The sequence below is a fragment of the Pseudomonas tritici genome (assembly GCF_014268275.3).
Lineage (GTDB): Bacteria > Pseudomonadota > Gammaproteobacteria > Pseudomonadales > Pseudomonadaceae > Aquipseudomonas > Aquipseudomonas tritici.
In genome coordinates, this window is record NZ_CP077084.1 from 2,955,220 (window position 1) to 2,975,812 (window position 20,593).

18 protein-coding genes and 2 riboswitches are annotated in these 20,593 nt (G+C 60.8%); of the genes, 13 read left to right on the forward strand and 5 right to left on the reverse strand.

Annotated elements, in window-relative coordinates; all coding sequences use genetic code 11:
- The first annotated feature begins 157 nt into the window (after positions 1-157).
- The 3 genes from HU722_RS13165 (at position 158) to nfuA (ending at position 4,206) form a co-directional block, all read left to right on the forward strand.
- The gene (locus HU722_RS13165; protein ID WP_065946418.1) at positions 158-2,449 is read left to right on the forward strand and encodes a fatty acid cis/trans isomerase; all 2,292 of its coding nucleotides are present in this window, start codon (positions 158-160) and stop codon (positions 2,447-2,449) included.
- Positions 2,450-2,536: 87 nt separating this feature from the next.
- Complete coding sequence (locus HU722_RS13170) at positions 2,537-3,562, forward strand: acyltransferase family protein (RefSeq protein ID WP_065946427.1); 1,026 nt, start codon at positions 2,537-2,539, stop codon at positions 3,560-3,562.
- A gap of 59 nt (positions 3,563-3,621) precedes the next feature.
- Positions 3,622-4,206 carry a Fe-S biogenesis protein NfuA gene (nfuA, locus tag HU722_RS13175; protein WP_065876144.1) on the forward strand — a complete coding sequence of 195 codons (585 nt, stop codon included), beginning with the start codon at positions 3,622-3,624 and terminating at the stop codon, positions 4,204-4,206.
- 190 nt (positions 4,207-4,396) lie between these two features.
- Here nfuA and cobM read toward each other — a convergent pair whose 3' ends face one another.
- The 4 genes from cobM to HU722_RS13195 all read right to left on the reverse strand — a co-directional run bounded on the left by cobM (position 4,397) and on the right by HU722_RS13195 (position 6,507).
- On the reverse strand, positions 4,397-5,143 hold the full coding sequence (gene cobM / locus HU722_RS13180) for a precorrin-4 C(11)-methyltransferase (protein WP_065910628.1): 747 nt from the start codon (positions 5,141-5,143) through the stop codon (positions 4,397-4,399).
- A gap of 70 nt (positions 5,144-5,213) precedes the next feature.
- On the reverse strand, positions 5,214-5,606 hold the full coding sequence (locus tag HU722_RS13185; RefSeq protein ID WP_065876395.1) for a cobalamin biosynthesis protein: 393 nt from the start codon (positions 5,604-5,606) through the stop codon (positions 5,214-5,216).
- Positions 5,603-6,307, reverse strand: a complete 705-nt coding sequence (locus tag HU722_RS13190; protein ID WP_065910627.1) for a CbtA family protein — start codon at positions 6,305-6,307, stop codon at positions 5,603-5,605. Before HU722_RS13190 ends, HU722_RS13185 begins: the two co-directional genes overlap by 4 nt.
- A gap of 11 nt (positions 6,308-6,318) precedes the next feature.
- On the reverse strand, positions 6,319-6,507 hold the full coding sequence (locus tag HU722_RS13195) for a CbtB domain-containing protein (RefSeq protein ID WP_012723860.1): 189 nt from the start codon (positions 6,505-6,507) through the stop codon (positions 6,319-6,321).
- A 96-nt stretch (positions 6,508-6,603) separates the two neighbouring features.
- Positions 6,604-6,817, reverse strand: a riboswitch (cobalamin riboswitch).
- Between the two features lie 385 nt (positions 6,818-7,202).
- Here HU722_RS13195 and HU722_RS13200 point away from each other — a divergent pair.
- From HU722_RS13200 to HU722_RS13220, 5 genes are all read left to right on the forward strand, one after another.
- Positions 7,203-8,594: a M10 family metallopeptidase C-terminal domain-containing protein gene (locus tag HU722_RS13200; protein ID WP_175403077.1), complete on the forward strand. Its 1,392-nt coding sequence runs from the start codon at positions 7,203-7,205 to the stop codon at positions 8,592-8,594.
- A 168-nt stretch (positions 8,595-8,762) separates the two neighbouring features.
- Positions 8,763-8,962: riboswitch (cobalamin riboswitch) on the forward strand.
- 92 nt (positions 8,963-9,054) lie between these two features.
- A complete protein-coding gene (gene cobW / locus HU722_RS13205) occupies positions 9,055-10,116 on the forward strand; it encodes a cobalamin biosynthesis protein CobW (RefSeq protein ID WP_065876393.1) in 1,062 nt (353 codons plus the stop codon).
- A 3-nt stretch (positions 10,117-10,119) separates the two neighbouring features.
- Complete coding sequence (gene cobN, locus HU722_RS13210) at positions 10,120-13,881, forward strand: cobaltochelatase subunit CobN (RefSeq protein WP_186754624.1); 3,762 nt, start codon at positions 10,120-10,122, stop codon at positions 13,879-13,881.
- Entirely contained in the window at positions 13,881-14,879 is a 999-nt protein-coding gene (locus HU722_RS13215) for a magnesium chelatase ATPase subunit I (RefSeq protein ID WP_065946416.1), read from the forward strand. The genes cobN and HU722_RS13215 overlap by 1 nt, the downstream gene beginning before the upstream one ends.
- Before the next feature lie 53 nt (positions 14,880-14,932).
- Complete coding sequence (locus tag HU722_RS13220; protein WP_065881592.1) at positions 14,933-15,535, forward strand: vWA domain-containing protein; 603 nt, start codon at positions 14,933-14,935, stop codon at positions 15,533-15,535.
- A 135-nt stretch (positions 15,536-15,670) separates the two neighbouring features.
- Here the strand turns inward: HU722_RS13220 and HU722_RS13225 are convergent, their stop codons facing one another.
- A complete protein-coding gene (locus HU722_RS13225; RefSeq protein ID WP_065876389.1) occupies positions 15,671-16,618 on the reverse strand; it encodes a DUF1853 family protein in 948 nt (315 codons plus the stop codon).
- Positions 16,619-16,763: 145 nt separating this feature from the next.
- Here HU722_RS13225 and HU722_RS13230 point away from each other — a divergent pair, with 145 nt between their 5' ends.
- Genes HU722_RS13230 through HU722_RS13250 form a run of 5 tightly spaced genes read left to right on the forward strand, consistent with a single transcriptional unit; the run spans position 16,764 to position 20,593 of the window.
- Positions 16,764-17,654 (forward strand): NAD(+) kinase, encoded by an 891-nt coding sequence (locus HU722_RS13230; RefSeq protein ID WP_003217892.1) that lies wholly within the window; start codon positions 16,764-16,766, stop codon positions 17,652-17,654.
- On the forward strand, positions 17,651-18,625 hold the full coding sequence (locus tag HU722_RS13235; protein WP_371913935.1) for a metallophosphoesterase: 975 nt from the start codon (positions 17,651-17,653) through the stop codon (positions 18,623-18,625). Before HU722_RS13230 ends, HU722_RS13235 begins: the two co-directional genes overlap by 4 nt.
- A complete protein-coding gene (locus HU722_RS13240) occupies positions 18,622-19,491 on the forward strand; it encodes a rhomboid family intramembrane serine protease (RefSeq protein ID WP_065881589.1) in 870 nt (289 codons plus the stop codon). Before HU722_RS13235 ends, HU722_RS13240 begins: the two co-directional genes overlap by 4 nt.
- Before the next feature lie 14 nt (positions 19,492-19,505).
- Positions 19,506-19,766, forward strand: coding sequence for a YeaC family protein (locus HU722_RS13245; RefSeq protein ID WP_049708657.1), 261 nt, complete (start codon positions 19,506-19,508; stop codon positions 19,764-19,766).
- Positions 19,763-20,593 (forward strand): DUF2797 domain-containing protein, encoded by an 831-nt coding sequence (locus HU722_RS13250; RefSeq protein ID WP_065876386.1) that lies wholly within the window; start codon positions 19,763-19,765, stop codon positions 20,591-20,593. Before HU722_RS13245 ends, HU722_RS13250 begins: the two co-directional genes overlap by 4 nt.

Consider the following 20,593-nt stretch of genomic DNA (forward strand, 5'->3'; position numbering starts at 1 on the left):
TCTGGTCAGGCATTTCGGAGGGCGTGAATCATAGCAAACCTGTGCCGATTTGGAGCATGCACGGGTTTTACATGAATATCGTTCATGTTGGCTGGGGGGATGGCCCGGTAGAATCACCGCCACTTTTCGCCGCACGCATTGAATCGGGACCGGATCCATGTCATTTCGCCTCATCACCAGCGCCGTCCTGGCACTGGTTGCCTGCACTGCGCAGGCCGACGGACCCGCCCCGGCGATTTCGTATACCCGCGACATTCAACCGATCTTCACCGAGAAGTGCGTGGCCTGCCATGCCTGCTACGACTCTGCCTGCCAGCTCAACCTGGGCAGTGCCGAAGGCGCGGTGCGCGGTGCGAGCAAAATGCCGGTATATGACGGCGAGCGCAGCCAGGCGGCGCCGACCACCCGCCTGTTTATAGATGCCTCTGGCAAGGCGGCCTGGCAACAGAAGGGCTTTTACTCGGTGCTGGACGCGCAGGGCAGCCAGGCTGCATTGATGGCGCGCATGCTCGAACTGGGGCACAACGCTGCACTGGCACCCAATGCCAAGTTGCCTGAAGACATCGTCCTGGGCCTGAACCGCGCGAATATGTGCGCAATGCCCGGCGAATTCAACGCCTACGCCGGCGCCCACCCCAAGGAAGGCATGCCACTGGCCGTCACCGGCCTGACCGAGCAGCAGTACCAGACGCTGCAACGCTGGCTCGCGTCCGGCGCACCTATTGATGAACAAAGCCTGGCGCCGAGTGCCAGCGAAGCCTCGCAGGTGCAGCAGTGGGAGAACCTGTTCAACAAGCCGGGCGCCCGCGAAAGCTTGGTGGCACGCTGGTTATTCGAGCATTTGTACCTGGCGCATATTTACTTCGAGCATGGCGAGCCGGGGCATTTCTTCCAGTGGGTGCGGTCGCGCACCCCGAGCGGGCAGCCGATTGATCTGATCAATACCCGTCGCCCCAACGATGACCCCGGTACCCAGGTGTATTACCGCCTGTGGCCAGTGCAGGGCGTGATCGTGCACAAAACCCACATCACTTACCCCTTCAGTGCTGCGAAAATGGCGCGCATCAAGGCGCTGTTCTACGCCGGCGACTGGCAGGTCAGCGCCTTGCCGGGCTACGGCCCAGCCCGTCGCGCCAATCCATTCGAAACCTTCGAGGCCATCCCCGCCAAGGCGCGTTACCAGTTCATGCTGGATAACGCCGAATACTTCGTGCGCACGTTCATTCGTGGGCCGGTGTGCCGTGGGCAGATTGCCACGGATGTGATTCGCGATAACTTCTGGACCCTGTTCCAGGACCCGGACCACGACCTCTACATCACCGATGCGCGCTATCGCGGCCAGGCCACGCCATTACTGGCCATGCCGGGACAGAATGACGATGTGGGCAGCGTGCTCAGCCTGTGGCGGGCCTACCGCGACAAACGCAATGAATACGAGGCCCTGCGCCGTGACAGCTATGCTGACCTGCCGCCGCCAAGCTGGTCGAGCCTGTGGGCGGGCAATGATGATGCCTTGCTGAGCATTTTCCGCCACTTCGACAGCGCCTCGGTGACCAAAGGCCTGATCGGCGATGTGCCGCAGACGATGTGGCTGTTCGACTATCCGCTGCTGGAGCGCACGTATTACCAATTGGCGGTGAATTTCGACGTGTTCGGCAATGTCTCGCACCAGGCCCAGACCCGGTTGTACTTCGACCTGATCCGTAACGGCGCCGAGCAGAACTTCCTGCGCCTGATGCCCGCCGATACCCGCGAAGACTTCCTCGACGACTGGTACCAGAACAGCGGCAAGATCAAGCTCTGGCTGGACTATGAGGCCATTGATGATGACAAGCCCACGGGTTTGCACCTGAACGAAAACGACCCGAAGCGCGACTTTGCCAACCAGTTGTTGACCCGTTATGCCAGCTTGAACGCCAGCCCGGACCCGTTTAACCGATGTGTGAGTGCGTATTGCTCGCGCAGCGGTATTGATCCGGTTTTGCAGGATGCGGAGCAGGCGTTGAGCCGCTTGACCTCACGCCCGGCCGCCGGGCTCAAGGTGATCGATCAATTGCCCGAAGCCACGATGTTGCGCATTCAAACTGCCAGCGGCAAGCGCGAGATCTACAGCCTGCTGCGCAACCGTGCCCACAGTAATGTCGCGTTTTTGCTGGGCGAAGCCTATCGCTACCAGCCGGGACTCGACACCTTGACCCTTTACCCCGGCGTACTCAGCAGTTACCCGAACTTCATGTTCAATATCCCCGCCCAGGAAGTGCCCGAGTTCGTGGCTGAAATGGAGCGGGCCAAAGATGCCAATCGTTTCGAAAAGATCGTCGACCGCTGGGGCGTGCGGCGCAGTCATCCGTTGTTCTGGCAGTACTTCCACGATCTGTCGCAGTACCTCCACGAAGTCGCGCCCGTGGAAGAGGGTGTGTTGGACATGAACCGTTATGAGAACCTATAACTACAGGCACTGATCCAGTCATCTCTCCAGGCGGGCGTTGAAGTAATCGGATATCTACTGTGCGGGGTTCTAAAAGGTAGTCCGATGATGTTGATTTCAGTGCAGTTTCTTCGCGCCTTGGCTGCGTGGCTGGTGGTGGGTCATCACTTTATGCAGCTGTTTTTCAACTTTGAGGTGCACAACGCGCTGGAGTACCTGTTCGTCGAAAAAGGCGGCGCAGGGGTGGATGTGTTCTTTGTCATCAGCGGCCTGGTGATCTTCCTTGCGACCGCAGACAAAGCCCTGACACCTTGGCGTTTCATGCTCATGCGCGTGGCACGGATCGCGCCGGCGTATTGGTTCTATACCTTGCTGCTGGCCCTGCTCACCCTGGCTGTGCCCTCGATGTTCCCCGATGTTCAACTCGCGCTGGGCCATGTGCTCCTGTCGTTGCTCTTTATCCCTGCCCAACACCCGGCAGGCTACGGCGTCTATCCGCTGCTGGATGTCGGCTGGACCCTGAACTTCGAGATGCTGTTCTATGGCCTGTTCGCCGTCGCCTTGTGGGTTCGTGGGGACTATCGGTTGTGGGTGGTGGCCGTGCTGTTGTACCTGGTGTGCTACCTCATCGGTCCCGCCCTGGACTTGGCCGACGGTTTTTACAGCAATGATATTGTCCTGGAGTTTCTTATGGGTATCGTCATCGGCATGCTGTATCGCCGCGGCCTTTGCCGGGTCAGGGCGTGGGTGCCGTTGCTGGGGATTGTGGTGGCGTGTGTGATGTTTTATCACGGGGCGGATGTGCCCCGTGCATTGGAGTGGGGCGTGCCCAGCGCGATCCTGGTCATCAGTTGCGTGGCACTGGAGCCTTACTTCCATGGCTCACGCGTGTTGAAACTGATGGGGGACTGCTCTTACTCGGTGTATCTGATCCACGTGCTGGTTCTGTGCGCTGGGCTGTGGGTGGTCAAGCGTACGGGAATAGATCCCTATGCGATGCTGCCTGTTTGCATTGTATTAACAGCGCTTTGCGCCTTTGCGAGCTATCAATGGCTGGAAAAGTCGACCTATCGCACGCTCAAGCGTTGGTTCGGCATTGATGATCCCGCAGTCCTTTCCCGACAAAAATACTAGGACTTTGTACCTCTGTAATAATTTGGCGTAAACTGCCGGCAAGCCTGTGAGGAGTTTCCATGACTGCCATAACCATTACCGACGCCGCCCACGATTACCTGGCTGACCTGCTGTCCAAGCAGAACACCCCAGGTATCGGTATTCGCGTCTTTATCACCCAACCCGGCACCCAATACGCCGAGACTTGCATTGCCTACTGCAAGCCAGGGGAAGAGAAGCCTGAAGACACCGCCCTGGGGCTGAAAAGCTTCACCGCGTACATCGACGCCTTCAGCGAAGCCTTCCTCGACGACGCCGTGGTCGACTACGCCACCGATCGCATGGGCGGCCAACTGACCATCAAGGCGCCGAACGCCAAGGTGCCGAACGTCAACGCTGATAGCCCGGTGAACGAGCGTATCAACTACTACCTGCAAACCGAGATCAACCCGGGCCTGGCCAGCCACGGCGGCCAGGTCAGTCTGATCGACGTGGTGGATGACGGCATTGCCGTGCTCAAGTTTGGCGGCGGCTGCCAAGGCTGCGGCCAGGCGGACGTGACCCTGCGCGAAGGCATCGAGCGCACCCTGCTGGAGCGTGTCCCAGAGCTCAAGGGTGTACGTGACGTGACCGACCACACGCAGAAAGAAAACGCCTACTACTGAGTAAGGTGTTCACTGCGGACAAAAAACGGCGCCCCGTGAGCGCCGTTTTTTTATTGTTTAAATTCAATGTCTTGAGATGCCTATCTAACAAAACAAATCAACTGTGGGAGCGAGCAAGCCCGCTCCCACAGTTTTAATAGTGTTTATTCATATAAATCAATATGTTGTATCTTTAATTTAATTTGGCTTGTTAAGATCGGTAAAGATGCGCATGCCCTGCGCGATACAGCGAAGACTCACTAAAACCGTCACTGCCCAACACCCGACCCACCACAATCAACGCCGTCCGCCGAAATCCCTTCTCGGCCACCTTCCCGGCAATATCGCTCAGCGTCCCAACGACCCAATCCTGGTCCGGCCACGTCGCGCGGTGCACCACGGCAATCGGGCAATCTGCGCCATAGTGCGGCAGCAGTTGCGCGACGATTTTCTCCAAGTGATTGACCCCCAGATGGATCGCCATGGTGGTGCCATGTCGCGCCAGGCTGTCAAAGTCCTCGCCAGCGGGCATGCTGGTTTTATCCGCATAACGGGTCAGGATCACACTCTGGGCGATGTCCGGCAGGGTCAGCTCGGTTTCCAACAACGCTGCACAAGCCGCCACTGCGGTGACGCCGGGAATGATCTGGAATGGAATGCCCAGCTCACGCAAATGGCGGATCTGCTCGCCAATCGCTCCATACAGGCTTGGGTCGCCAGAATGCACGCGTGCCACGTCCTGGCCTTTCGCATGGGCGGTCTTGATCAGGTCGATAATCTGTTCAAGGTGCAATTCGGCACTGTTGACCAACTGTTCTGCCTGGTGGCCTTTGAGCACTGCCGTCGGCACCAGCGAGCCGGCATAGATGATCACCGGGCAACTGCGGATCAGCCGCTGGCCTTTGACGGTGATCAATTCCGGGTCGCCGGGGCCTGCGCCGATGAAGTAGACGGTCATGGGAATATCCTATGGAAAAACGCACGAGCATGAACAACGCTCATGATCGGAACGGGCGATTATCAGGTTTTCAGCCGGCGCAAGCCAATGCGAAGGTGGCCTGGGCGGTTTGCTTGCGGCTAATCAACAGGCGAGCAGGGGCGTTGGCGAGGTATTCAGCCAGGGCCAGGGCGGCGCTTTCGGCAATGCCGTAGCAGCCCGTATGGGCAAACGCGATCGCGGATTTGTGGCTCAGCTGTTCTGCATAACCCGCCAACTGATCAGCATCGAAACACTGGAATGGCAAGTTCAACAGATCGGCCAGGGCTTGAAGGCCAGGTTCATCGCGCTTGCGGTCGATACTGGCCAGCGCGGTGATCCGTTGAAGCTCGATACCGCCCTCGGCGAGGGCGCTGTCGAGCAGGGCCCGCAGGGTGTGAACGTCACAACCCCGCTGGCACCCCAGGCCGACCACTAAAATCATGCTGAGTATTGATCATCACGATTGCGGCGGAACAGCCAGGCGCTGATCAGGCCCAGCGCCAGCCAGAAGGCGACATTGGTCAACTGCGAAGCAATCTTGAACTGCGCTTCCAAGGCTTCGGGGGCTAGCATCGAATGCACTTCCGGCTGCGGCGCGCCGATCACGTGTGGCACGACCAGAATCGCTACGCCCAGCGCTTTGAGCAGCCAATTGCGGCCGAACACGATCAGCGCTATGCCCGCAGCGGTGGAGGCGGCGGTGCCCACCCACCAGATCTGCCGTTGTGCGAGATCAGCGGCAGCAGTGCCTGGCAGCTCAGGCGGTAGGCCCATTGTCGGCGCCAACACGAAGGTCGCGTAGCCGGCCAAACCCCAAAGCAGGCCCTGGGCAGTGCGGGTGGGTGCGCGCAGGGTATAGAGGCCGGCGAGCATCAGCGCGAAACCGACAGCCACCACCAGATTACCGCCGGTGGTAGACAATACGCGCTGCCAGCCGTCTTCCGGTTCCCAGGCTTCGGCGTCGTGGGTGTGCGCGGCATTACCGGCTGCGTGCTCATGCACCACTTCAGTCGCGGCCGGGGCCTTTTCAAAGGTTTCCGCCTGCAGAATTAATGGGGCGACCCAGAAGCTTTGCAGCAGGGTCAGCAGCAGGGCAGCCAGAAGACCGGTGAAACCTGCAGTTTGCGCAATACGCTTGATCATGTCGGCAGGTCTCAGTGGCACGGGAACGCGGCGCTGTGGCGGGTATCGTGGGCAGCGTTATGCACCGCCTCGATGTGCGAGAAACCGGCGAAATACACCAGGCACGCGCCCAGGATCGACGCGCCGATTGCGGCGGTCAGGCGTTGGCTCAAGGTGGAGGTGCTGCTGGCGGAGTGCGAAGTGCTGCTGATGATCGACATGGCGCGTCCCTTTCAGGTGTCAGGGTGAAACGAGCGCATGAAAACCCCGCGAGCCAGGCACGCAGGGTTCTGAACAGCGCCCGCCCACCGCGGGTTTGTTATCTGATTTTTCGGGCCGGTCTCCGGGCTTGCGAGGGGCGGCTCTTGAAAGAGCCCAGCCTGATAAGCATCTCCTTCCCATGCACAGCACAGTGGATTTGACGCTTCGCTCGCTTACCGTTGCGGGGGCAGCACCGGACTTGCCATAGATCTATGGCGCACCGGTTTCCCGTTTCACCCTGTGAAGGGCACCCGAAACAAGATGTGTAGGAGAGCATGGAGAGAACGCTCCCGTCAAATGAGGACTGCGCCGCCTTGATGGCACGAGAGGTGAAAATGTCTGACGCCGGAGTTTCTATTGGCGGGCTGATGCAGGGGCTTATCCTCCCATGTGTTTCATAAGTTTCGCCTGTTGTTCATCCTGTTGCTGAAATCTAAAAATATATTGTGTAGATATTTGAGTTTAAGTTGAATTTTGCTTTTTTTTCAGTCGGCCATTGGGGCGGCCAGATGCCGTGGAGTAATGTTAAATTGTTATCGTTGCCAGTTATTGTATTTCCAGATTTTAAAGATTGCCGGGTTATTCAGGAACGGGTTGAGTGATTTTTTCCAAATTGTGCTTGTGATCGAGGTTTATCTCCGTCGAATAATTAAATATGGTGGTGATTTTGAAAATAACTAATAGCCAGCAGCCTTCCTATAATCCGTCCGCCGGCCTTCAGCGAGCCGGTTCCTCAGATCCCACGTTGCGCAGCGCCGACCCGCATATAAGGCGGAACTTTGCCAAACCGATCTTTACCGTGGATCAAGTTGCTCAGCAGCTCACTCGAGAAAATGTGAAATGGGCTGACAGAAACGGTGATGGTGTCACGGCAATCTCCTTTTCATTCAACAAATTGACGAGAGGGGATAGAGAGTTCAATACCACACAGAAAAACCAAGCCAGACTGTCCATGCAATCTTGGGCCGATGTGGCGAATGTGTCGTTCGAAGAACGTACCGGCCGTGGCGAAGGACGCTTGGCTTTTTCCAACAACGAGGGCCCCGCGGTTGCTTTTGGCCAGTACCCAGGCCAAGACGGTAAAGTGTTCATCAATCCCCACTATGGCACCAATACTTCTCCTGCACTTCATAATCATGGCCGATATACACTAACCCATGAAATAGGCCATACGTTGGGTCTTGCGCACCCCGCAGACTATGACGCTTCTAATTCTACCTCTCCCAGTTACGCTCGCAGTGCCGTTTATGCGCAGGATACTCGTGGTCATACTGTCATGAGCTACTTCGACGCTCACGAAGGTGGTCAGAACCATAAAGAAAATTACTCTGCTGCTCCATTGATGGGTGATATTGCTGCTGCCCAGCGTTTGTATGGTGCCAATTACAGGACGCGCAATTCAGACACCACTTACGGTTTTAACTCCAATTCGGGTCGAGACTATTATCAACTCAATAATCCCAATGATACGGCACTCTTCTGCGTGTGGGACGGTGGCGGTAACGATACGTTGGATTGTTCCAAGTATCGCCAAAACCAGACTATCAACCTCAACCCTGAATCCTATTCCGATGTTGGAGGCTTGCGGGGGAATGTTTCTATCGCCAAAGGCGTTACGCTGGAGAACGCAATCGGCGGTTCTGGCCATGATGTGATCATCGGTAATCATGCAGACAACATGCTCAAGGGGGGAGCGGGCGCTGATTGGCTCAGGGGGGGAGGGGGGGCAGATACCTTTGTCTACGACAACGTCAGCGACTCCACACTGGAACGCCCTGACCAGATCATGGACTTTGTGAGTGGCACCGACAAAATCGACATTTCGGTCTTGTTGAAAAACGCCGGTATTACCGCGTTAACGTTTGTAAAGCGGCTGTCGGGTGAGCCGGGTCAAGCCGTTCTGCATTACAACCGCAACACCAACGAGTCGAGGTTGGCTATCGATCTGACGGGCAACGGCCGTTTTGACTTTTTCCTCAAAAGCCGCGGTCCGATAAATACACCCGATATCGTCAGTAACGTCCCGATTATGTGGCGTTATTCCTGAAAAAGAGCTTCCAAGATGCCGGATTTTTCCTGATGAGGGTGCGAGCTGAATGCGCGTTACGGCGGCATTCCCCGCCATTTGTTCGCGGGCATATGGCGGGTTTGTTATTCGTGTTTCGTGATATTCAAGCAATCGCTACACCGACATTGACCGGCTGTCACTCACTGCGTAGCCTTGCACCTTCGAGGTTCTTCGGCCCAGGCCGAAGCTAAGAAGGGAACGCGGTCCAAGCCGCGGCTGCCCCCGCAACTGTGAAGGGTTTATCTGACTGCCACGCCACTGCCGATACGGCGGGAAGGCGCAGCCAGCGCCGGTCGCAAGACCCGCAAGCCCCAAGCCAGGAGACCTGCCTCGCAACCGATTTTCAATTCAACCGGGCGGGGTGATCCGGTGACGAAATCCGCTGCTGCGCGCCGTCGCAGGGCCTATCGTCCCGTATGCCCGCCCCAAAGGGCATCCGATGAAAACACTGGCCAAACTCCCTGTCACCATCGTTACCGGCTTTCTCGGCTCGGGCAAAACCACCTTGCTGCGTCATATGCTCGACAACGCCCAGGGCCGTCGCATTGCCGTGATCGTCAACGAATTCGGTGAACTGGGCATTGACGGTGAAATCCTCAAGCAGTGTTCCATTGGTTGCACCGAAGAAGAAGCCAGCGGCCGCGTGTACGAATTGGCCAACGGCTGCCTGTGCTGCACCGTGCAGGAAGAATTCTTCCCGGTGATGCGCGAACTGGTCGCCCGTCGCGGTGACCTTGACCATATCCTGATTGAAACCTCCGGCCTGGCCCTGCCAAAGCCTCTGGTGCAAGCCTTCCAGTGGCCGGAAATCCGCAGCGCCTGCACCGTTGATGCGGTGATTACCGTGGTCGACAGCCCGGCCGTGGCCGCTGGCACGTTCGCGGCATTCCCGGATCAAGTGGATGCCCAGCGCAAACTCGACCCGAACCTGGACCACGAATCGCCACTGCACGAACTGTTCGCTGACCAACTGGCCAGCGCCGACCTGGTGATCCTCAATAAATCCGACCTGATCAGCCCTGAAGACTTGGCCCGGGTGCGCTTGGAAGTCGCCGAAGAGCTGCCGCCGGCGGTAAAGATCATCGAAGCCAGCAGCGGTCGCGTGCCGTTGGACGTATTGATTGGCCTGGGCGCTGGCTCTGAAGAGCACATCGACGGTCGTCACAGCCATCACGATCACCACCACGAGGGCGAGGACGATCATGACCACGATGCCTTCGACTCCATTTCCATCGACCTGCCGCAGGCTGACGAAGCGCTGCTGCTCGATGCGCTGACCCAATTGGTCGTGCAACACGGCATCCTGCGCGTCAAAGGCTTCGCCGCTATTCCGAACAAGCCGATGCGCCTGCTGATCCAGGGCGTGGGCACGCGTTTCGACAAACACTTTGACCGCGCCTGGGGCGCCGACGAAGCCCGCATAACGCGGCTGGTGCTGATCGGCCAGGCGCTGGACGCGGCGGGCCTTGAAGCGCAATTGCGCGCCGCCCTCAGCGTTTAACCCATGCACCTGCTCAGGACCCAGCCCGGTGGTTTCGTCTCGGACGACAATATTGCCGACCTTGGCCAAACCCCCGCTGAACTGGTGATCCTGTGCAGCGGCGATTCGAGCCTCGCACTGCTGGCCGAAGCGGCCCAGCACTTGCCGGACGATTACCCGACGTTTCGCCTGGCCAACCCGATGCAGGTGCAGAATCATGCCTCGGTCGACCTGTACGTCGATGAGGTGTTGCGCCACGCCAAGGTCATCCTGATTTCGCTGCATGGTGGCATTGGTTATTGGCGTTACGGCATCGAGCGTCTGGTGGAGTTGGCGGAACGCGGCGTGCAACTGATCCTGGTGCCGGGGTGTGATCGCCCGGACCCTGAGCTCAGCGGCTTGAGCACTGTTGGCGCACAGGCGCGTGACCGCCTGTGGCACTTCCTACGCCAGGGTGGCTTGGCTAACGCGCTGGATTTTTACCGCTGCCTGGCCAGTGCTTACCTGGGCCGCGACTATGCCTGGGCTGAACCGCAAACCCTGCCGCGCACGGCGATTTATCACCCGCGCAACGCCAATGCTCGCCTGAATGATTGGCAGGCGGATTGGAACGCTGATTGGCCGGTGGCGGCGGTGCTGTTCTACCGCTCGCATTTGCAGGCGGCCAATACCGGCTTTATTGATGTGTTCTGCCAGCGCTTGCAGGCGGCGGGGTTAAACCCGTTGCCGATGGCGGTGGCCAGTTTGAAAGAGCCCGGCTGCCTGACGGTGGTCGAGGATTGGCTGGATGAGGTCGGCGCGGCGGTGATCCTCAACACCACCGGCTTTGCCCAATCCAGCCCCGAAGCGCCGCACGTGCGTCCGTTTCGCCGCAATATTCCGGTGATCCAGGCGATCTGCGCCCAAGACAATCAGCCCGGCTGGGAGGCCAGTGCGCAAGGCCTCGGCCCGCGCGATCTGGCGATGCACATTGCGTTGCCGGAGCTGGACGGGCGCATCATCAGCCGGCCGATCAGCTTCAAGGACCTGGCCTGGCGCAGCGAGCGCAGCCAGTCGGATGTGGTGTGCTATCGGGCAGCGCCCGAGCGTATGGATTTCGTGGCTGAGCTGGCGCGGCGCTGGGTCGAACTCGCGCGGGTGCCGAATGCGCACAAGCGTATCGCATTGATCCTCGCCAACTACCCGACCCGCGATGGCCGTATCGGTAACGGCGTAGGCCTGGATACGCCTGCAGCGGCGCTGAATATCCTGCGTGCCCTACAGGCCGAAGGCTATCCGCTGCCGGACACCTTGCCCGACAGCGGCACTGCACTGATTCATCAACTGCTGGGCGGTGTCACCAACGACCTGGACAGTCTCGACCTGCGTCCGTGCCATCAAAGCCTGGGCCTGGACGACTACGAGACACTGTTCAGTCGCTTGCCCGAGGCCAATCGCCAAGCGGTGATGGAGCGCTGGGGCACGCCTCATAACGATCCGATGTTCCGTGAAGGTCGCATGATGATCGCCGGTCTGCGCCTAGGGCTGACCTTCGTCGGTATCCAGCCGGCACGAGGTTACCAGGTGGACGCCAGCGCGGTGTACCACGACCCGGACTTGGTGCCACCCCATGGCTATCTGGCGTTCTACTTCTGGTTGCGCCACACCTACGGCGCCCACGGCGTGATCCACGTGGGCAAGCACGGCAACCTGGAGTGGCTGCCGGGCAAGGGCGTGGGCCTGTCGGAAAACTGCTGGCCCGATGCGCTGCTGGGCCCGCTGCCGAATATCTACCCGTTTATCGTAAATGACCCGGGCGAGGGCGCCCAGGCTAAACGACGCACCCAGGCGGTAATCATCGATCACTTGATGCCGCCGCTGACCCGCGCCGAAACCTACGGCCCGTTGCGTGACCTGGAGTTGTTGGCCGACGAGTATTACGAGGCGCAACTGCTCGATCCACGCCGCGCCCTGGAATTGCAGAAAGACATCCTCAAGCTGGTGCGCGAAACCCGTATCGACCAGGAGCTTGAGCTGGACAAGGACGCCGACGCCGCCATCTGGCTGCCGCGCCTCGATACCTACCTGTGTGACTTAAAGGAATCGCAGATCCGCGACGGCCTGCACATCTTTGGCGAGTCGCCTGAAGGCCGCTTGCGTATCGACACCTTGCTCGCCTTGCTGCGCATCCCGCGTGGTGACGGCCGAGGTCCGCAATCGAGCGTACTGCGGGTGTTGGCCAAGGCTTTCGAGCTGGACTTCGACCCACTCGACTGCGCCCTGGCCGAACCCTGGACCGGGCGTCGGCCCGACGTGTTGCTGAACATCGATGAGCAGTTGTGGCGCACCGCCGGCGATACCCGCGAGCGCTTGGAGTTGTATGCAGCGCGGTTGATCGAACAGGCGCTGGAAGGGCCGCTTGAACAGTTGGAAGCGCCCGGTTGGGAGGAGGTGAAGGCGGTGATTGAAAGTCTGCGCAAGGTGGTGGCGCCGTGCCTGGACGCCTGTGGCCCGGCAGAAATGCGCGGGCTGCTGGACGCCTTGAGCGGCCGCTTCGTGCCTGCCGGCCCCAGTGGCGCACCGAGTCGTGGGCGTTTGGATGTGCTGCCGACCGGACGCAACTTTTTCACCGTCGACGTGCGCAACCTGCCGACCACTACGGCCTGGCGCATCGGCTTCCAGTCGGCCAACCTGATTCTTGAGCGGCACCTGCAAGACCATGGCGACCACCTGCGCCAGCTCGGCCTGTCGGTGTGGGGCACCGCCACCATGCGCACCGGCGGCGACGATATCGCTCAGGCCATGGCGCTGATGGGTGTGAGGCCGGTGTGGGCGACGGGCAGCCAGCGCGTGGACGACTTTGAAATCCTGCCGATCAGCCTGTTGGACCGTCCGCGCGTTGACGTCACGTTGCGCGTGTCTGGCTTTTTCCGTGACGCCTTCGCCAACCTGATCCGCCTGTTCGACGCGGCGGTGCAGGCGGTGGCCGCGCTGGACGAACCAGACGACATGAACCCGCTGGCGGCCAAAGTGCGCAGTGAACGTGAGGCGTTGCTCAAGTCGGGCCTGGACGCCGAAGCCGCGGCGAAACAGGCCGGCTGGCGCATCTTCGGCGCGAAACCCGGTGCCTATGGTGCGGGTGTGCAGGGCGCGATCGATGGTCGCCTGTGGCAAAGCCGCGAAGACCTGGCCGAGGTCTATTTGAACTGGGGTGGTTACGCCTACGGCGGCTCCGATGAGGGCACCGCCGCCCGCGAGCAATTCGCCCAGCGCTTGAGCCAGGTGCAGGCGGTGTTGCAGAACCAGGACAACCGCGAGCACGACCTGCTCGACTCCAATGATTACTACCAGTTCCAGGGCGGCATGCTCGCCGCCGTGGAAACCCTGAGCGGCGAAAAGGCCGCCAGTTACCACGGTGACCACAGCCAACCGGACCTGCCGAAGATCCGAACGCTGAAGGAAGAGCTGAACCGGGTGATCCGTTCCCGCGCCGCCAACCCCAAGTGGATCGACGGCGTGAAGCGCCATGGCTATAAAGGTGCGTTTGAAATGGCCGCGACCGTGGACAATCTGTTCGCGTTCGATGCCACCACCGCGCTGATCGACGATCATCAATACGCCTTGCTCGCCGACGCCTACCTGCTGGACCCTGACACCCGGGCCTTTGTGCAACAGCACAATCCCGGCGCCCTGCGTGACATGACCGAACGCATGCTGGAAGCGCAGCAACGTGGCCAGTGGCAAGAGCCGGGGGCTTATAAAGAAGCGTTGGAAAACCTGTTGCTGGATATAGAAGAAGACAGCTGATGACTGATATTCCACATTTTCCGCTGTCCGCCGTGGTCGGCGCCGACAACTTGAAGTTGGCCCTGTGCCTGACTGCCATCGACCCGAAGATCGGCGGCGTGCTGATCGAAGGCCCACGCGGCATGGCCAAGTCCACCTTGGCGCGGGGCCTGGCGGACCTGCTGGCCAGTGGTCAATTCGTCACCTTGCCCTTGGGCGCTACCGAAGAGCGGCTGGTGGGAACGCTGGACCTGGACGCCGCATTGGGCGAAGGCCGCGCGCAGTTTTCCCCCGGCGTCTTGGCCAAGGCTGACGGCGGCGTGCTGTATGTCGATGAAGTCAACTTGCTGGCCGATCACCTGGTGGACCTGCTGCTCGACGTGGCGGCCAGCGGCACCAACCTGATCGAGCGTGACGGCATCTCCCATCGCCATTCGGCGCGTTTTGTACTGATCGGCACCATGAACCCGGAGGAGGGCGAGTTACGCCCGCAACTGCTCGACCGCTTCGGTTTCAACGTGGCTTTGAGTGGGCAGACCCTGCCAGCCGAGCGCGGGCAAATCATCCGTCGTCGCCTGGATTTCGACAGCGACCCGGCGGCGTTCTGCGCGCACTGGGCAGCGCCCCAAGCCGCCCTGCGCGAGCGCTGCACCCAGGCGCGGGCGCGACTCGACACTATCGAACTGGATGACCAGGCACTGGCGCAGATCACCGAGCGGTGCTTTGCCGCCGGTGTCGATGGCTTGCGTGCGGATCTGGTTTGGCTGCGCGGCGCCAGGGCGCATGCGGCATGGCGCGGGGCGAATGCCATCGCCGAGGAGGACATTGAAGCCGTCGCCGAGTTTGCCCTGCGCCATCGCCGCCAGGCACCATCGCCGCCGTCTAATGCGCCGAGCGAAGGGCAGTCGCCAACGTCCTCCGACACGTCGCCGGGTCAAGGCCAATGGGGTGACATGCCCGCACCGGCCCTGCCCACGGGCGCACGCCGGGATGTACCCACCTGGCCAAAAAAGCCCTAGGCATTCGCCCTCGACCTGACGCGGGGGCGGATGCCCGGCCCAAGGCAGGGCGGCTGGATAGAGGCAGGCACGGTAAGGCGCGGAGTGCGAAACAGGGTTCGATCAATTGGCCGGGCACTTTGCTCGATGGCCGGCCGCAATCGCGAGAAGATCTACGGTTTCACCTGCGCAGTCGCTCGCCCCATGAATTATGGCTGGTGATTGTCGATGCGTCGGCGTCGACCCGGCGCCATCGCGCGCTCACCGATGCCAAAGGTTTGCTGGCCCAGTTGTTTGATGACGCCTACCGCCAACGCGCGCGGATGGCCTTGTTGACGGCCAGCGGGCAATCGCCCAAATGGCAGGTACAGGGGCTGAAAGCGGCGAAGGGTTTGGCCGGATGGCTGGACCAGTTGGGGGCGGGCGGGGGCACGCCGTTGCTCGCGGCGCTGACTGAGGCTGGGCATTGGCTGGCGGTGCGACGTGAGCGGTTTCCGACTGAGGAGCAGCGGTTGTTGGTGATTACCGATGGCCGGCTTAAGGATGTCGCAGGACTGCCGTTGCTGGAGTGCTCGGGAGTGTTGATAGATATCGAGCGTGGGCCGATCCGGTTGGGCCGGGCTCAGGAATTGGCGGCCGGGTTGCAGCTGGATTATCGGCATATCGATAGCGTGTAGTGAGCGGGCTTGCCCCGCGCTGGGCTGCGAAGCTGCCCCAAAATCAGGCACCACGGTTTTCCTGACAAAAAACGGTTGCCTTATTGGGTCTGCTTCGCAGCCCAGCGCGGGGCAAGCCCGCTCACTACAAATCCTTCAGCCTGCCCCCGGCACATTCGGCCAAAGATCCGCCACCAGAAACAGCCGCTCAGCCTCTTCCCAATCCTCACCCACCTGAACCAGCCGCACTAATAGCTGCGCTGGCGCCATCGGATCCAAGTCCGCCAGCCAACCCTGCATCTGCTCTTCACTCCATACGTCATCCACCGGGTAATGCGCCGGCGCCAGCCATGCATGCCGAGGCAGGGGTTGCCAGCGGCCGGGTGCGCTGGCGCTGACAAATGCCCGCCAGTCGCGCTGATGCAACCAGCGCCCACGCAAATGCTGCGGGTGGGCACCCACGGGTGCCTGCGCTTCACCGGGCCAGGGATACAGCAAATACCCGCCCAGCCACAAATGCGCATCGAACTGCTGGATATCCAGCGCCGCCAACACCTCGCGGCTCTCCGCCCGCGCCGAGATTGGCAATTGGTGCTGGGCCAGATGCGCCAGCTTGCGATCCAGCCGATCATGACAGCCCGGCCCCAGCCACTGCGCCGTGTCCTGGCCGTCGCCGTCCTGCGGCCCCAGATAGAGTTTGATCGCCAGTTCCAAGTGATGCACGCCATCGCGGTCGCGCAGCAACATATCCAGCTCGCCGAGGGTATGCCCGGCGCGACGGATCGGCAGGTTGGCGGCCAGCAACTCCACGCCCGGCGCGTGCTGCACGGCGAACTGCCATAACCGCTCGTAATAAAGCCCAAGACGACGGGTACGGGCCAGGCTCAGCCAGTGTTGCAAGGGGCTGCTGTCGTGATCGAGTGCACGTAACCATTGTTCGAGCAGGTGCGGCGCTTGCACCCAGTCACTGCCGGCCAACGGGTGGCGTTGCGGCCACGGCGTCTGCGCCAGCATTGGCGGGGCGAGCATCACCCACGCCAGGTCGCGCACTTCAGGGTGGCGCAGCTGGCGGGGCAGGGTGTGCAGATCCGGGAACACAGTCATGGTCCGAGCATAGCCTTTTAACGGTGGCGCAGGTGGCTGAGAACCGTTGTCATTAAGGGTTCATGGCGACAAAGGATTTTGCCTGGGGCGGCCTTTCGCCCATAATCGTTTTTTTTTGCCCCACCCCAAATCCCGCAGGAGCCCCATGGAGCAATTTCGCAATATCGGCATTATCGGTCGCCTGGGCAGTACCCAGGTGTTGGACACCGTCCGCCGGCTGAAAAAATTCCTGCTGGAACGCCACCTGCATGTGATCCTCGAAGACACCATCGCCGAAATCCTCCCCGGCCACGGCCTGCAAACCTCGTCGCGCAAGATGCTCGGCGAAGTCTGCGACATGGTCATCGTGGTCGGTGGCGACGGCAGCCTGCTCGGCGCCGCCCGGGCCTTGGCGCGGCATAATGTGCCGGTGCTGGGGATCAACCGGGGTAGCCTGGGGTTTCTCACCGATATCCGCCCGGATGAGCTGGAAGTCGAAGTGGCCAAGGTGCTCGACGGCCACTACCTGGTGGAAAACCGCTTTCTGCTGCAGGCCGAAGTGCGCCGCCACGGCGAAGCCATCGGCCAGGGCGATGCGCTCAATGACGTGGTGCTGCACCCCGGCAAGTCCACGCGAATGATCGAATTCGAACTGTATATAGACGGCCAGTTCGTGTGCAGCCAGAAGGCTGACGGCCTGATCGTCGCCACGCCGACCGGCTCCACCGCCTACGCGCTGTCGGCGGGTGGCCCGATCATGCATCCCAAGCTGGATGCCATTGTGATCGTGCCGATGTATCCCCATATGTTGTCCAGCAGGCCCATCGTGGTCGACGGCAACAGTGAGCTGAAAATCGTGGTGTCCAAAGACATGCAGATCTACCCGCAGGTGTCCTGTGACGGTCAGAACCATTTCACCTGCGCGCCCGGTGACACCATCACCGTGAGCAAGAAGGCACAGAAGTTGCGGTTGATCCACCCGCTGGACCACAACTATTACGAAGTGTGCCGCACCAAGTTGGGCTGGGGCAGCCGCTTGGGGGGTGGAGGCGACTGATGCTCGATCCCGCGCGTAGCTACGACCTGATTGGTGACGTGCACGGTTGCGCCCATACCCTTGAGCACTTGCTCGAGCGGCTGGGGTACCACAAGCAGGGCGGCACCTGGCGTCATCCTTCGCGTATGGCGGTGTTCCTCGGCGATATCATCGACCGTGGCCCGCGTATCCGCGAGGCGTTGCATATCGTCCACGACATGGCCGAGGCTGGCCAGGCGCTGTGCATCATGGGTAACCACGAGTTCAATGCGCTGGGCTGGAGCACGCCAGCGCCGCCGGGCAGCGGCAAGCAGTTTGTGCGTGAACACAACCCACGGCATGCACGGTTGCTCCAGGAGACGCTGACCCAGTTCGAACACCACCCGGCCGACTGGCACGACTTCCTCGGCTGGTTCTATGACATGCCGCTGTTTGTCGACGCCGGGCGTTTCCGCGTGGTCCACGCGTGCTGGGATGACGGGTTTATCCAGCCGCTGCGCGCGACCTTCCCGGACGGCTGCATCGACCAGCACTTCCTGCAGGCCGCCGCTGTCCCGGGCAGTTTTGCCTGCAATGCGTTCGACCGCCTGCTGCGCGGCACCGACATGCGCCTGCCGGATGGCCTGACGCTGACCGGCGGCGACGGCCTGACGCGCTCGTTCTTCCGCACCAAGTTCTGGGAAGACGACCCCAAGACCTACGGCGACATCGTGTTCCAGCCCGACGCACTGCCGGAGCCGGTAGCACGCACGCCGTTGTCGTCCACTGAAAAGAATTCCCTGCTGCGCTACGGCGTCGACGAGCCTTTGCTGTTCGTCGGCCATTACTGGCGCAGCGGCAAACCGGCGCCGATCCGCCCGAACCTGGCCTGCCTGGACTACAGCGCGGTGCTGTACGGCAAGTTGGTGGCGTACCGCCTGGATCAGGAAACCCGCCTGGATCCGCGTAAATTTGTATGGGTCGACGTTGAGCGGCCCGAGGTCATTACATGAGTACTGTGGCTGTATTGCGCCTGCCGCTGAGCGTCGACCTGGGTGGCTTCGTGAAGTTGCTGCAACGCATGCAAGTGCCCCATCGCATCAGCGAGGAAGCGGGCGAGCAAGTGTTATGGGTGCCCGAGACCATCAGTGACGACGTGCGCGTGCTGTATCAGCGCTTTCCTGCGGGTGATCCGGACCAGCAATTGGATATTCCTGAACAGGCGCCGGTCAAGCGCCCGGGTTTTGTCGAGCAATTGCGGCATAGCCCGGTAACGGCGTTGGTGCTGCTGGCGAGCATCATCGTTGGCGCGGTGACCTTGCTTGGCGAAAACCTGCAAGCCATGAGCTGGCTGACGTTCCTGCCGTTTCGCATTCTCGGCGAGTACATCCAGTTCACGCCGCTGGCCGAGACACTGGCCTCGGGCCAATGGTGGCGGCTGGTTACGCCGATGCTGATCCACTTCGGCATCCTGCACCTGGCCATGAATGGCATGTGGTATTGGGAGCTGGGCCGGCGCATCGAAGCGCGCCAGGGCAGTATCAACCTGCTGGGGCTGACGCTCTTGTTCAGCCTGGTCTCCAACTACGCTCAATACGCCTATGGCGGCCCCGGGCTGTTTGGCGGTTTGTCCGGCGTGTTATATGGCCTGCTTGGGCATTGCTGGATTTTTCAACTGCTGTCGCCGAACCCGGCGTATCGCCTGCCCCGTGGCGTGCTGGCGATGATGCTGATTTGGCTGGTGCTCTGTATGTCCGGGCTGATCTCGATGATCGGCTTCGGCGAAATCGCCAACGCTGCCCATGTCGGCGGCCTGGTTATCGGTTGCTTGACCGGCTTGCTGGGCGGGTTGTACAGCCGCCGCAAATCGTCTATTTGATAAGGAAGAGCCTCATGTCCTCTTTTGCTGAAATGATTGAAAACATCACCCCGGACATCTACGAGAGCCTCAAGCTCGCCGTGGAAATCGGCAAGTGGTCCGATGGCCGCAAACTGTCCCCTGAACAGCGTGAGCTGTCCCTGCAAGCCATGATCGCCTGGGAACTCCAGAACTTGCCGGAAGACCAGCGCACCGGCTACATGGGGCCGCAGGAATGCGCGTCCAAATCCGCGCCGGTGCCGAACATCCTGTTCAAGTCGGACGCGATCCATTGATTGAAATTGGACGTGGTGCAGTCAGCAAGATGTCGGCGCAACTCGGTGAGCCGACCGTTCAATACGCGTTTCGCCTGGGCGATGCCGAGGTGCCAGTCAACCCGTTGATCGGCACGCACATTCGCCTGGAATACTTGGGTGCCATCCATTGCAGCCATTGCGGCCGCAAGACCAAGACCAGCTTCAGCCAGGGGTATTGCTACCCGTGCATGACCAAGCTGGCCCAGTGTGACCTGTGCATCATGAGCCCCGAACGTTGCCATTACGATGCCGGCACCTGCCGCGACCCAGGCTGGGGCGAGAAATTCTGCATGACCGACCACGTGGTCTACCTGGCGAATTCGTCGGGGATCAAGGTCGGCATCACCCGTGCCACTCAACTGCCGACGCGCTGGCTGGACCAGGGCGCGAGCCAAGCGCTGCCGATCATGCGCGTGGCGACCCGCCAGCAATCCGGTTTCGTCGAGGACGTGCTGCGTAGCCAAGTGGCCGACAAGACCAACTGGCGCGCGCTGCTCAAAGGCGATGCCCAGCCTGTCGACCTCAAGCACGTGCGCGACGAACTGTTCGCCTCCTGCGCCGAGGGCCTGCTGAGTTTGCAGGAACGCTTTGGCTTGCAGGCCATCCAAACGATTGCCGACATCGAACCGATCGAAATCCGCTACCCGGTCGAGCAGTATCCGACCAAGATCGTCAGCTTCAACCTGGACAAGAACCCGATTGCCGAAGGCACGCTGCTGGGGATCAAGGGCCAATACCTGATCTTCGACACCGGCGTAATCAACATTCGCAAGTACACGGCCTATCAGCTCGCCGTGCATCAGTAA